Origin of the sequence: Leifsonia sp. SIMBA_070 (assembly GCF_046534635.1) — a bacterium.
In the GTDB taxonomy this organism is placed as follows: domain Bacteria; phylum Actinomycetota; class Actinomycetes; order Actinomycetales; family Microbacteriaceae; genus Leifsonia.
Genome location: NZ_JAWRYK010000001.1, coordinates 2,462,870 through 2,475,227 on the forward strand (window position 1 = coordinate 2,462,870; position 12,358 = coordinate 2,475,227).

General features: G+C 69.7%; 13 protein-coding genes. 8 read left to right on the forward strand and 5 right to left on the reverse strand.

The annotated features are described in order from the left end of the window. Positions 1–110: 110 nt before the first annotated feature. On the forward strand, positions 111–767 hold the full coding sequence (phoU, locus tag SB754_RS11595; RefSeq protein ID WP_410782475.1) for a phosphate signaling complex protein PhoU: 657 nt from the start codon (positions 111–113) through the stop codon (positions 765–767). A 92-nt stretch (positions 768–859) separates the two neighbouring features. Here the strand turns inward: phoU and SB754_RS11600 are convergent, their stop codons facing one another. Both SB754_RS11600 and SB754_RS11605 read right to left on the reverse strand, forming a co-directional pair. Then, positions 860–1,279 (reverse strand): 2'-5' RNA ligase family protein, encoded by a 420-nt coding sequence (locus tag SB754_RS11600; protein WP_410782476.1) that lies wholly within the window; start codon positions 1,277–1,279, stop codon positions 860–862. 53 nt (positions 1,280–1,332) lie between these two features. Continuing rightward, a complete protein-coding gene (locus SB754_RS11605) occupies positions 1,333–2,082 on the reverse strand; it encodes a phosphoglyceromutase (protein ID WP_410782477.1) in 750 nt (249 codons plus the stop codon). Between the two features lie 78 nt (positions 2,083–2,160). Here SB754_RS11605 and SB754_RS11610 point away from each other — a divergent pair, with 78 nt between their 5' ends. Then, entirely contained in the window at positions 2,161–2,982 is an 822-nt protein-coding gene (locus tag SB754_RS11610; RefSeq protein ID WP_410782478.1) for a class I SAM-dependent methyltransferase, read from the forward strand. A gap of 27 nt (positions 2,983–3,009) precedes the next feature. Here SB754_RS11610 and SB754_RS11615 read toward each other — a convergent pair whose 3' ends face one another. The 3 genes from SB754_RS11615 to SB754_RS11625 form a co-directional block, all read right to left on the reverse strand. Further along, positions 3,010–4,125 carry a YgfZ/GcvT domain-containing protein gene (locus tag SB754_RS11615; protein ID WP_410782479.1) on the reverse strand — a complete coding sequence of 372 codons (1,116 nt, stop codon included), beginning with the start codon at positions 4,123–4,125 and terminating at the stop codon, positions 3,010–3,012. 12 nt (positions 4,126–4,137) lie between these two features. After that, entirely contained in the window at positions 4,138–4,746 is a 609-nt protein-coding gene (locus SB754_RS11620) for an FABP family protein (protein WP_410782480.1), read from the reverse strand. 169 nt (positions 4,747–4,915) lie between these two features. After that, entirely contained in the window at positions 4,916–5,266 is a 351-nt protein-coding gene (locus SB754_RS11625) for a hypothetical protein (RefSeq protein ID WP_410782481.1), read from the reverse strand. A gap of 195 nt (positions 5,267–5,461) precedes the next feature. Here SB754_RS11625 and SB754_RS11630 point away from each other — a divergent pair, with 195 nt between their 5' ends. The 6 genes from SB754_RS11630 to SB754_RS11655 all read left to right on the forward strand — a co-directional run bounded on the left by SB754_RS11630 (position 5,462) and on the right by SB754_RS11655 (position 12,355). Then, the gene (locus tag SB754_RS11630; RefSeq protein WP_410783310.1) at positions 5,462–6,148 is read left to right on the forward strand and encodes a DNA-binding response regulator; all 687 of its coding nucleotides are present in this window, start codon (positions 5,462–5,464) and stop codon (positions 6,146–6,148) included. Next, a complete protein-coding gene (mshD, locus tag SB754_RS11635) occupies positions 6,117–7,016 on the forward strand; it encodes a mycothiol synthase (protein ID WP_410782482.1) in 900 nt (299 codons plus the stop codon). The genes SB754_RS11630 and mshD overlap by 32 nt, the downstream gene beginning before the upstream one ends. An 81-nt stretch (positions 7,017–7,097) precedes the next feature. Next, positions 7,098–9,308 carry an RNA degradosome polyphosphate kinase gene (locus SB754_RS11640; protein ID WP_410782483.1) on the forward strand — a complete coding sequence of 737 codons (2,211 nt, stop codon included), beginning with the start codon at positions 7,098–7,100 and terminating at the stop codon, positions 9,306–9,308. Then, on the forward strand, positions 9,305–10,246 hold the full coding sequence (locus SB754_RS11645) for an NUDIX hydrolase (RefSeq protein WP_410782484.1): 942 nt from the start codon (positions 9,305–9,307) through the stop codon (positions 10,244–10,246). The genes SB754_RS11640 and SB754_RS11645 overlap by 4 nt, the downstream gene beginning before the upstream one ends. 202 nt (positions 10,247–10,448) lie before the next feature. Beyond that, positions 10,449–11,396 (forward strand): hypothetical protein, encoded by a 948-nt coding sequence (locus SB754_RS11650; RefSeq protein WP_410782485.1) that lies wholly within the window; start codon positions 10,449–10,451, stop codon positions 11,394–11,396. A gap of 107 nt (positions 11,397–11,503) precedes the next feature. After that, a complete protein-coding gene (locus SB754_RS11655) occupies positions 11,504–12,355 on the forward strand; it encodes a L,D-transpeptidase (protein ID WP_410782486.1) in 852 nt (283 codons plus the stop codon). The last annotated feature ends 3 nt before the right edge of the window (positions 12,356–12,358 follow it).

The following is a 12,358-nucleotide window of genomic DNA, read 5'->3' on the forward strand; positions in this document are numbered from 1 at the left end:
CTGTTCAGCGAGGAGGCACCGTTTGTTAACCTGCCATCGCGAACATCTATACGGGGCCAGAAGGCTCCGACATCCCGCGTGCGCCCGCACGCCAGGAAGGACCCCATCCCATGCGTGAAGTCTTCCAGCAGGAGCTGGCGGAGGTTCAGGACCGTCTCGTCGAGATCGCCGAGCTGGTCGTCCGCTCCATCCAGAACGCAACGCTGGCGTTCAACGAGTCGGATGTGAGCCTCGCCGAGGACGTGATCGCGAACGACCACCGCATCGACGAGCTCACCGTTCTGCTCGACGAGCTGTCCATCCAGATCCTCGCCCGGCAGCAGCCGGTCGCCCGCGACCTCCGCATCGTGGTGAGCGCGCTGCGCATCAGCGCCTCCCTCGAGCGGATGGGCGACATGGCCGAGCACATCGCGCAGCTCGCGCGGTACCGGTTCCCGGACAAGGTCGTCCCCAAGAGCCTGCGCTCGACATTCTCCGAGATGGGCCGGCTCGACGTCCAGATCGCCGAGAAGCTGTCCCAGCTGCTGCGCACCCAGGACATCCGCCTCGCGGACGAGATCCGCAACGACGACGACGACATCGACGAGCTGCACATCAGCGTCTTCGACAAGGTGCTCGGCGAGACGTGGAAGGGCCAGGCCGTCGACACGGTCGACGCGACCCTCGCCTCCCGCTACCACGAGCGCTTCGCCGACCACGCCGTCTCGATCGCCAAGAAGGTGCAGTACCTCGCCACCGGCGATTGGGCTCCCGAGCTCGCCTCCTGACCTGCTCCTTCCGCTCCCCCGCCGTCGAGTACACAAAAACTGCACGCGACACGCCGTGTCGACGTGCAGTTTTTGTGTACTCGACGGCGGGGTCAGGGGCGGAGGGGGACGCGAGCGGCGATGAGGCGCTGGGAGTGGGGGGCACGCGCGACGACGGAGAGCTCCGTCAGGAGGGCGTGCTCTCCGGGGTGCAGACGGCCGGTGCGCTGGTCGGTGACGTGCGGGCGGAAGCCGTCGCGCAGGTGACGCTGGTCGCGGATGGCGGCGCCGGCGGACTCCAAGGCGTCCACCGTCACGCGGTGGAGGTCGGCGAGCACTGCGGAGTCATGCAGCACGGTCACCGGCACGGTCCGGTGCGCGCCGAAACGCTCGCGGGCGGCGCCGGCCACCGGGATGGGCGGCACCAGCGGGAGGAGGTCCGCCACCGACTCCGCCGACAGCTCCGTCTCGAACGGCGGGACGATGGTGACGTGCAACGGCCAATCAGCGGCCGGGAACCGCTCCGGAAACACGTCGTCGCCGCGCCCAGGGAGGAACGCGACGACGACGAACGTGCTGCTCGTGGCTACTTCTTGCCCTGTGCGGCGACCGCAGCGGCTCCGGCGGCGGCGGCCTCCGGGTCGAGGTAGTACGAGGGCTCGAGCGGCGCGAAGTCCTCATCGAGCTTGTAGACGAGCGGGATGCCGGTCGGGATGTTGAGGCCGGCGATGTCCTCATCCGAGATGCCGTCGAGGTGCTTCACCAGCGCGCGCAGCGAATTGCCGTGCGCCGTGACGAGCACCGTCTTGCCAGCGGCGAGGTCGCTCGTGATGTCCGACTCCCAGTACGGCAGCATCCGGGCGATGACGTCCTTCAGGCACTCGGTGCGCGGCAGGTCGTCGCCGAGGCCTGCGTAACGCGGGTCGCCGACCTGCGAGAACTCGGCGTCGTCGGCCAGCGGCGGCGGCGGCACGTCGAACGAGCGGCGCCACAGCTGGAACTGCTCCGGCCCGTACTTCTCGAGCGTCTCGGCCTTGTCGAGCCCCTGGAGGGCGCCGTAGTGGCGCTCGTTGAGGCGCCACGAGCGCTGCACCGGGATCCACAGCCGGTCCGCCACGTCGAGCGCGTAGTTCGCGGTCTGGATGGCGCGCGTCAGCACCGAGGTGTGCAGCACATCCGGGGTGAGGCCGGAGTCGCGGAGCAGTTCGCCCGCCCGCTTGGCCTCGGCGACGCCGGTCTCGCTGAGACGCACGTCGACCCAGCCGGTGAACAGGTTCTTCTCGTTCCACTCGCTGCTGCCGTGGCGCAGGAGGATCAGGGTGTAGGGAGCGGCCATGCCTCCCAATCTATCGCGTCGGCCGAGGCTGCCGTGCCGCGCGGAGCGGGCGGAGACACACGCTGGCAGACTGGACGCATGGCTTCCGGCGCGGTCGGCACGGTCACGCGTGGCACGACGAACACCAACCGGCTGCGCCGCGTCGACCGGTGGATCGCGGCCCAGCCGGAGTTCCGCCGCACCCCGGATCCGCTGGTCGTCGACCTCGGCTACGGCGCCAGCGGCGTGACTTCCCTCGAACTGCACCAACGGCTGGCGAAAGCACGCCCCGACGTGGAGGTCATCGGCCTCGAGATCGAGCCCGGCCGCGTCCGCACAGCGAACCAGCAGTTGGAGTCCGTGCGGGCGGGCGGCACCGCCTTCGACCCGGAGGCTCGCATCCGCTTCGGTCTGGGCGGCTTCGAAGTGCCCCTTCCCGGTGGCCGCCGGGCGGCCGTGATCCGCGCTTTCAACGTGCTGCGGCAGTACCGCGAGGTGGAGGTGGCGGCAGCCTGGGAACGGATGCGCTCGCGGCTGCAGCCGGGCGGCCTCCTGGTCGAGGGCACCTGCGACGAGATCGGCCGGATCTCCAGCTGGGTCGCGCTCGATCCGAGTGGACCACGGTCGCTCACGCTGTCGCTGCGGCTCCGGGAGCTGGACGCCCCCTCCGTCGTGGCCGAGCGGCTGCCGAAGGCGCTCATCCACCGCAACGTGCCGGGCGAGCGGGTGCACCGGTTCCTCAGCGAGCTCGACCGGGAGTGGCGCATCCACTCGCCGCTGGCCGCCTATGGCCCGAGCCAGCGGTGGATCGCCGTCGCCCAGGGGATGCGTGACGCCGGATGGCCGATCAGCGGAGGCACGCGGCGGTGGCGGCTGGGCGAACTGACCGTCGCGTGGGAGTCCGTGGCGCCTGCGGACTGAACAGGCGCAGCCCGGAGCCGAGCAGCGCTACGAGCGCGGAGTGCGCGTCACCGCGCCGAGCCGCGGCAGACGCGGAACGTGCGCCTCGGCGCCGGCCTCGGGCGGCACCACGATCTCCTGCGCAGCGGCGACGGGGGTGCCGTCCGCGTCGACGACCAGCGTTGCCGACGGATCGGCGGACCGCTTGATCACCGCGAGCGCGATCGGGCCGAGCTCGTAGTGCAGCCCGGCGGACGTCACCGTGCCGACCTCGGAGCCGTCCAGCGACACGACGGCCCCCGCCGAGGGGTGCACGCCTTCCGAACCGTCGAGGTGCAGCATCACCAGTCGACGCGGTGGATGGCCGAGGTTGTGCACCTTGGCCACGGTCTCCTGCCCGCGGTAGCAGCCCTTGCTCAGGTGCACGGCCGTGCGCAGCCAGTCGAGTTCGTGCGGGATGGTTCGCTCGTCGACCTCGGTCGAGAACCGGGGGCGCCAGGCCGCGATGCGCAGGGCGTCCGCGGCCACGGTGCCGGCCGCCGTCAGCTCACCCGTCTGCACGCGCGCGACCAGCGACGGGAGGGCGTCGCGCGGCACGAGGCGTTCGCTCCACGTCCATCCCGCGCCGGGATGCTCACCCTGCGCATACTGGTGACCGCCCGGGGCGACCGCGCGCCACGGGTCGTGCCAGATCAGAGGGACCTCGTTCGGCGCGGCGATCGGGAGAGGCGGATCGCCCAGTGTGCCGATGGTGGCGAAGTCGGCGGTGCGGTCGGCCAGCTCGACCCGCAGCATGAAGCGCATCGAGTTCAGCCAGTCGAGGAGGCCCTGCGCCTCCGGCCTGTCGACGAGCAGCCAGAGCGTCTCTCCGTCATCGAGCACCCGCGCCGCATGCTCGACCCGGCCCGTCACGTCGAGGAGGAGGGTCTCGGACGGCTCGCCCGGCTGGAGGCCGGTCAGCGCCTGACTGGTCAACGAGTTGAGCCAGCTGAGCCGGTCCGGCCCCTGGATGGTCAGCACGGCGCGGTCGGACAGGTCGACGATCGCACCGCCCTCGGCCAGCGCCCGCTGCTCGGCGAGCGGGCTGCCGTAGTGCGACGGCACGCCCGATCCGGTCAGGTCGACAGCGCCGGGCAGCGCGAGGAACGGCGAGCGGTCATCCATGGGCGATGCCTCTCACTCGACCTTGGCGAGACGTGCGGAGGCGTGGGTGCGCAGCTCCTGGCCCAGTGCCGCAATGTCCCACGCCCACAGCAGATGGTTCTCTACCAGCCCGTACAGGCGGGTGGCCGCGGTGTACTCCTTGGCCCCGGCCGTCCGCATCACGGCGTCGGTGGCGAGGTCGATGCGCGGACCGGCGACCTGACCGATGTAGATCTCGCTGACGCCATCGGGGTGGATGATCGACACATCGATGTCGAACGCGCCGTGGGAGTTGCGCAGCGCCTCCACCGACTGGGCCGTGTTGAACGGCCGCACGCCGCTGCCGGGGAGCATCGCCGGTCCGGCGTCGCCCTCCACGAGCTTGCGGTGCAAGCGCCAGTACCCGGTCTCGGCCGCGAGCGGGGTGTTCTCTTCGTCGAGGACCCACGAACTGGCCGAGTAGTTGAGGTAGCCCAGGCCGTCATGGCTGAAGCTGATGCGTTGACCGAACTCCAGCTGGGTGTGCTCCCCATCGTTCTCGCCGTCGATGGCGTAGTCGAGGACGCCCGTCCCCTCCCAGACCCCGATGAGCCACGAGAGCGGGACCAGCTCGGCCGGGAGGTCGGTGGGGATCTCTATCACGATCGCCTCGAGGTCAGCGCTGACCGCGGAAGAGGTTGTAGACCACCAGTCCGGAGACGCCGAGGATGGCGAGAGTAGCCAGGCCAAGAAGGCCGACGAAGAAGAGTTCGAGAGCGACCAGCATGCGACCAGTCTAACCGGGGACCGCCGACAGTCGAGCGGACCCCGCTCAGCGCGCGGCGACGGTGAGGGCCAGCACCGCCCCGATGACGCCGAGGATCACGAAACTGCCCGTCAACGTGGCGGCGAGGCGGCCGATGAAGCCGTCCTTCTGCTGCGTAGACAGCTGGGCGACGAAGGCGAGGAGCGCGCACACGGCGAGTGCGAGCGACAGCCAGGAGGCGATCCCGGCCGGCCGGGTGAGGACGGCGATGAGGATGCCGAGCACGAGCGCCACCACCCAGACGGAGACGATGCTCAGGACCGCAGCCCAGCGGGGGAGCGCAGGCTGCGCGGGCCCCGCGGCGGCCGCGGGGCCGAGCGGGTGCGGCACGGGTGTCTCCGGGGTGTCGTCCGTCACCCTCCCATTGTGCCCTGCTGCGCGTGGGCGGTGGCGGCCGGAAAAGACCGCCCGGGCGTTTCCGGTAGCATTGCGGCACAGACGGCTGAGGAGGAATGGGTGGCGCAACTTCTGATCCTCACGTCCGCGCCGGGTCCGTCCGGGGCGAGCGGCGCCGGGTCGATCGGCTCGGGACTGGGATCGTCGGCTGCCGGCCTGTCCGGGGCGAGCGGCGCCGGCCCTGGCGCCGATGTGCTGCCCGCACTCGCCCTGCTCAGCCACCGCGTCCGCCAGATCCCGGCCGAGCCGGCTGCCCTCGTCAACGCACCCAGCTGCGACCTCATCTTCGTGGACGCCCGGCGCGATCTCGCCAGTGCCAAGTCGCTCTGCAAGATCCTCACCACGACCGGCGTGACCGTCCCGCTGCTCCTGGTGCTGACCGAGGGCGGGCTGACGGCTGTGAGCGCCGACTGGGGCGTCAGCGACGTCGTGCTCGACAGCGCCGGTCCGGCCGAGGTGGATGCGCGCATCCGGCTCGCGATCGGACGGCAGACCCAGGAGCACTCGCAGTCGAAGATCCAGGCGTCCGGCATCACCATCGACGAGGCCAGTTACTCGGCCAAGGCTCACGGCCGCCAGCTCGACCTGACCTTCAAGGAGTTCGAGTTGCTGCGGTTCTTCGCGACCCACCCGTCGCGGGTCTTCACCCGGGAGCAGCTGCTCAGTGAGGTGTGGGGGTACGACTACTTCGGCGGCACGCGTACGGTCGACGTGCACGTCCGGCGACTGCGCGCCAAGCTCGGCGACCTCGAGTCGCTGATCGGTACCGTGCGCAACGTCGGCTACCGGTTCAACGTCTACGAGGAGGACAATGACCGCCTCCCTACGTCTGTCCGTCCCTGACCTCGACGACCCTGCGGAGCGTGCGGTCTTCTTCGACGTCGCCGCGTCCGGGATGGAGGAGGACGGCGCCGACGCCTTCAACGAGCAGACCCGGCTCGACCTCGCAGCGGGCCGCCGCTCGCCCGTCGTCGCCACGGCATCCGGCGGGGCGGCAGAGGGGCGCGTCGTCGCGGCGGCGGTCCTGGGCCGGGGAGAGCTCGACCTGGTCGTGGACCCGCTGTTCCGTGGCCTCGGCTTCGGGGAGGCGGTGCTCGACGGACTGCTGGCGACGGCAGCGGGTCCGCTGACGGCGTGGGCGCACGGCGGCCATCCTGCGGCCGCACGGCTGGCGGAGCGGTTCGGCTTCGAGCCTGTGCGCCGGCTGCTGCGCCTGACCGCTCCCGTGCCGGACGCGCCGTCGACCCCTGCCGGGCCCCCATCTCCCTACTCTCTGTCGTCGTTGCGACCCGGGACCGATGAGGAGGAGTGGGTCCGTCTGAATGCGCGGGTGTTCGCCGGCCATCCCGAGCAGGGTTCGCTCACCCTGGACGACCTGCACGACCGGATGGCGGAGCCCTGGTTCGATGCGGAGGACGTGCTGGTGCTGCGCGACGCGGAGGGGCGCATGGCCGGCTTCGACTGGCTCAAGGTCGAGGAGGGAGCGGGCGAGATCTACGTGCTCGGCGTCGATCCGGAGCTCGCCGGCCGCGGGTTCGGGCGCGCTCTGCTGCTGGCCGGGATGTCGCGGCTGGCGGAGCGCGGAGTCTCCCGCGTCGACCTCTACGTCGAGGGCGACAACGACGCAGCGCTAGGACTGTACCGGTCCGCCGGTTTCGTCGACCGCACGGTGGATGTGCAGTACCGCCGGGAGGTCGGCCTCCAGATGTGAAGATTCTCTCCACAGGCAGCGTTTATCCACCGTTTACGTACGGCCGTCCCCTGGGTCTGCGCGCGGTGACATGATGGAGCAATGGACGAGCGCACGACTCTGGAGAACGGCCTTTTCGACACAGGGCTGGGCGGGAGCCTGGGCAGCGACTTCGACGACGATTTCGCTCCCTTCATCTACGAGCCCGACCCGACGCTTCCGGACAACCGCTACCTCGACCGCGAGCTGAGCTGGCTGGCGTTCAACCAGCGCGTGCTGGAGCTGGCGGAAGACCCGCTGCTCCCCGTTCTCGAGCGGGCCAACTTCCTGGCGATCTTCGCCAGCAACCTCGACGAGTTCTTCATGGTCCGCGTGGCCGGGCTCAAGCGGCGCATCGCGACCGGACTCGCCGTCCCGACGAATGTCGGGCGGGCACCGCAAGAGGTCCTGGCCGACATCTCCGAGAAGGCGCACGAGCTGCAGCTGCGGCACGCCCGCGCGTACCACGACCTCGTCCTGCCCGCTCTGCGCGACGCCGGCATCACGGTGGCGACCTGGGGCGAGCTCGACGACGCCGACCGGGCGCAGATGCGCGACATCTTCTCCCAGCAGATCTTCCCGGTGCTGATGCCGCTCGCCGTCGACCCGGCCCACCCCTTCCCCTACATCTCCGGGCTCTCGCTCAATCTCTCCGTGCGCGTGCGCAACTCGCGGACCGGCAAGGAGCAGTTCGCGCGCCTCAAGGTGCCGCAGATGCTGCCGCGGTTCGTGCGGATCGACCAGCGCGAGGGCCTCGGCCAGGTGCGGTTCATCATGCTCGAAGACCTGATCGCGAACCACCTGGGCGATCTGTTCCCCGGCATGGAGATCCTCGACCACCACGTCTTCCGCGTCACCCGCAACGAAGACGTCGAGATCGACGAGGACGAGACCGAGAACCTCATCCAGGCACTGGAGCGCGAGCTGCTGCGCCGCCGCTTTGGGCCGCCGATCCGGCTCGAAGTGACCGACGACATGGACGCGGTGACCCTCGGTCTGCTCGTCCGCGAGCTCGACGTCACCGAGCAGGAGGTGTACCGGCTGCCCGCTCCTCTCGACCTGGGCGGGCTGTTCGACCTCGCCAAGATCGACCGCCCCGACCTCCACTACCCCAATCACGTCCCGACCACGCCGGCGCAGCTCATGCCGAGCGAACCCAACGCCAAGCCCGACATCTTCGCGGCCATCACCCGGCAGGACGTCCTGGTCCATCACCCGTACGAATCCTTCGCCACGAGCGTGCAGGCGTTCCTCGAGCAGGCGGCGGCCGACCCGCACGTCCTCGCCATCAAGCAGACGCTGTACCGGACGTCGGGTGACAGCCCGATCGTCGAAGCCCTGATCGACGCCGCAGAGGCCGGCAAGCAGGTGCTCGCCCTGGTCGAGATCAAGGCCCGCTTCGACGAGCAGAACAACATCTCCTGGGCGCGCAAGCTCGAGAAGGCCGGCGTCCACGTCGTGTACGGCCTGGTCGGATTGAAGACGCACTGCAAGCTCGCTCTCGTCATCCGCGAGGAGAAGGGCGTCCTGAAGAGCTACAGCCATATCGGCACGGGCAACTACAACCCGAAGACCTCGCGGATCTACGAAGACCTCGGGCTGTTCACCGACGACGACCAGGTCGGCAAAGACCTCACCCGGCTGTTCAACGAGCTCTCCGGGTATGCGATCGAGAAGAAGTTCAAGCGGCTGCTGGTGGCACCGCTCCACCTCCGCAAGGGACTGCTGAAGCGGATCGAGACCGAGCGGGTCAACGCCGAAGCCGGCCGGCCCTCGGGAATCCGGATCAAGCTCAACTCAATCGTCGACGAGGCCATCATCGACGCGCTCTACCGCGCCAGTCAGGCCGGCGTGCCGGTCGACCTCTGGGTGCGCGGCATCTGCGGGGTCGTGCCCGGGCGCGAAGGGCTCTCCGAGAACATCCGGGTGCGCTCCGTGCTGGGCCGCTACCTGGAGCACTCGCGCGTCTTCTCCTTCGTCAACGGAGGAGAACCGCAGGTCTACATCGGCAGCGCCGACATGATGCACCGCAACCTCGACCGCCGGGTGGAGGCCCTGGTGCGGCTCTCCGATCCGGACCACCTGCGCGAGCTGGAGGATCTGTTCGATCTGGCCTTCGATGAGCGCACGGCGACGTGGAAGCTCGACCAGGACGGCGTTTGGACCAGGCACCACCTCGACGACGACGGCAAGCCGCTGGTCGACCTCCAGAACAAGCTCATCCAGCAGTACAGCCACCGGCCCCGCAGCACCCGCACGGGAACGAGGCGGTGAGCGCGGCCATCTACGCCGCCGGTGCGCTGTGCTGGCGGGTCGTCGACGACCGCATCGTCGTGCTCGTCGTGCACCGCACCAAGTACGGCGATGTCACGATCCCCAAAGGCAAGGTCGACCCTGGCGAGACCTTGCCGCAGACGGCCGTGCGCGAGATCCACGAAGAGACCGGGCTGCGCATCGGGCTGGGCGTGCCGCTCGGGGTGTCCACCTACCCCCTGAGCAGCGGGCGCGAGAAGATCGTCCACTTCTGGGCGGCTGAAGTGAGCGACAAGGCGATCGAACGGTCCACGTTCGTGCCGAACAGCGAGATCGCCGCCCTCGAGTGGGTCACGATCAAGAAAGCCCGCGGCTACCTCACCTACGAACGCGACGTGGAGATCCTCGACGCGTTCGACGGGCTGGTCCACCAGGGCATCACGTCGACCTTCGCGCTCATCGCGCTGCGCCACGGGAAGGCGGCGCCGCGCGATCACTGGGACGGCTCCGACGCCTCCCGCCCGCTCACCGAGCGCGGCGTGAAGCAGGCGGCCGGCGACGTCGCGACCCTGCAGACCTGGCGCCCGAAACGCATCATCACCAGCGATGCCGTCCGCTGCGTCACCACGGTCGCTCCGCTCGCCGCCGCGACCGGGATCAAGCCGCACCGCGAGCACGGTATCAGCCAGGACGCGTACGAGGAGGGGGCGGCCGACGTCCGGCGCGTCGTCGGCAAGCGCATCCGCTCACGCAAGTCCGCCGTTCTGTGCAGTCACGGCCCGGTGCTGCCCGAGATCCTGCGCGAGATCGCGCTGGCGACCGGCACGATGCCCGGCGGCTACCTCAACGACGCCGCAGCCCTCGACACCGGCGGCTTCTCGGTCGTGCACCTCTCCGCGACCAACCCGGCCTCCGGGATCGTCTCCATCGAGACCTACGCACCGGTCGAAGACCGCTAGAACCGGCCGCAATCCGCCGGTCGGGCCCCGGTTGGGCCGACCGGCGATTCTGCGTGCAACGACGGAGCCGGCCGGGGACCTCCAGAAGCGGTCGAGGTGTCAGTACTGACCGCAATTGTGCCTAATTTGATCTACTGACATTTCTTCCTGGTAGCGTCGTGGCGTGCCACCCGGCACGTTCCACACTCACCAGAGGATTTGAATGACCAGCTCAACGCGCTTCCGCTTCGGGGCCCTCGCTGCAGCGGCCACCGTCATCGCCGGAGGTTTCTTCGCAGCAGCGCCCGCCAACGCCGCCACCGGCACGCTCACTGTCGCAAGCACCGACATCATCGCCGGCGCCTGGGCCGAGCTCGACGTGACCGGAGCCGGCTTCACCGCCGGAGCCGCCGTCACGCTGACTCTGACCAACGACGTGACCGGCGACTCCGAGTCGTACGACGTCGCCAACCCGGTCGACGACAACGGCGACTTCGAGGAGACGATTCTTCCGCAGCTCGCGGATCCCGTGCTCGACGAGACCCTGACACTGACCGCCACCAGCGACCTGGACGACGAGTCCACCCCCGTGACGCTCACCGTCGTCGATCCGACGCCTCCCGTCGACGAGATGGACCCGCCGGTCGATGAGACCGACCCGCCCGTCGACGAGACCGACCCGCCCGTCGACGAGACCGACCCGCCCGTCGACGAGACCAACCCGCCCGTCGACGAGCTGGAGGACAAGGGCATCACCTCCAACGTGAGCACCATCACGACTGCGGACCTGGTCAACCCCGACAAGGGCATCCAGATCCACGCCGCCGGCTACACGCCGGGTGAGACCCTGACGATCGTCGTCGACTACGCCGGGCAGAAGCTGCCGGTGGTGTTCTCCGTCCCGACGGCCGACGAGGCCGGCACGTACGACTTCGCCTTCTACCTCGCCGGGGGCGTCGCCACCGCCGGGAAGCTGACGGTCACGGTGACCGGCGACACGTCCACGGTGTCCAACTCCATCGACATCGATGTGACCGGCGACGACACCGTCGCCGATGACAACGTCGACCCGGGCGCCGGTCAGGGCGAGGACTTCGTCCCGGCTCCGGACGCGGACCCCTCGACCGAGACCGCGGGCACGAGCAGCGTCCTCCCGATCGTCGCGGGCTGACCTGACCCGACTGCAGCGGCGGCGGTGCGGACTCGACAGTCCGCATCGCCGCCGTCGTGGTTCCCCGACCAGCGCACCTCCCGAACACCTTCCCCGAACGAGAACCGATGACACGCCACCGCCTGATCCCGACAATCCTCTGCACTGCCGCGCTGCTCGTGGGGCTCACCGCATGCTCCCCGGACGCAGGAAACCACGCTGCGACATCCACCGGCTCCCAGGCCGGTCCGTCGCTGCCGCAGCGACTCGCGCGCTCCCAGATCGCTGCCCTTCCCGAAGCGACGTACAACTCCGTCATTCCGGAACTGCTGCCAGCGGCGACCACGGCGACGGTCACGACCACGCACCGGGTTCCCTTCGACACCGCGCTGTACGGGAACGATCTCACCACTCCGATCGCGCGACTCGACGCCAAGAACTTCCTCGGCGACCGGACGGTCGTCGTCCGTATAGCGACCAAGGGCCAATGGTCTCTCGTCCTCACGCCGGCGCGACAGCAGCTCCCGTCGAAGGCCAGCGCGAAGAAGCCGGCACCTGCCCAGAGTGCCGCGTGGATCCCGACGCGTGACCTTCTGCCCGGAAAGACGCTGACCAGGAAGGTCGTGATCTCGACCTCCAAGCAGACTCTCGACATCGTCGACGGAAAAGGCAAGTCTCTGAAGAGCTTCCCGGCCGGTGTGGGCACCGATGCGACCCCGACCCCGGCGGCGACCGGTTACCTGCAGGCACGGTACCTCGACCCGGCCCAGGGCCAGACCAGGCACCGCATCCAGCTCACGTCGCTGCACGCCACAGCCGCAGACGAACCGTACGGCGGCTCCGACGGCGGCCTGATCGGCATCCACTTCCAGTCGTCCGCCCGCGGCGCCGTCTCGCACGGGTGCATCCGGCTCTCGGCCGAGGCGATCGCCGCGGTCGACGCCCTTCCGCTCGGGACGGCGGTGCAGATCACAGGCTGATTC

Bases quoted from the DNA above. Each gene is read 5' to 3' on its own strand.
- phoU (WP_410782475.1), top strand. From the start codon at position 111: ATGCGTGAAGTCTTCCAGCAGGAGCTGGCGGAGGTTCAGGACCGTCTC.
- SB754_RS11605 (WP_410782477.1), bottom strand. From the start codon at position 2,082: ATGGCCGCTCCCTACACCCTGATCCTCCTGCGCCACGGCAGCAGCGAG.
- SB754_RS11610 (WP_410782478.1), top strand. From the start codon at position 2,161: ATGGCTTCCGGCGCGGTCGGCACGGTCACGCGTGGCACGACGAACACC.
- SB754_RS11615 (WP_410782479.1), bottom strand. From the start codon at position 4,125: ATGGATGACCGCTCGCCGTTCCTCGCGCTGCCCGGCGCTGTCGACCTG.
- mshD (WP_410782482.1), top strand. From the start codon at position 6,117: ATGACCGCCTCCCTACGTCTGTCCGTCCCTGACCTCGACGACCCTGCG.
- SB754_RS11640 (WP_410782483.1), top strand. From the start codon at position 7,098: ATGGACGAGCGCACGACTCTGGAGAACGGCCTTTTCGACACAGGGCTG.
- SB754_RS11650 (WP_410782485.1), top strand. From the start codon at position 10,449: ATGACCAGCTCAACGCGCTTCCGCTTCGGGGCCCTCGCTGCAGCGGCC.
- SB754_RS11655 (WP_410782486.1), top strand. From the start codon at position 11,504: ATGACACGCCACCGCCTGATCCCGACAATCCTCTGCACTGCCGCGCTG.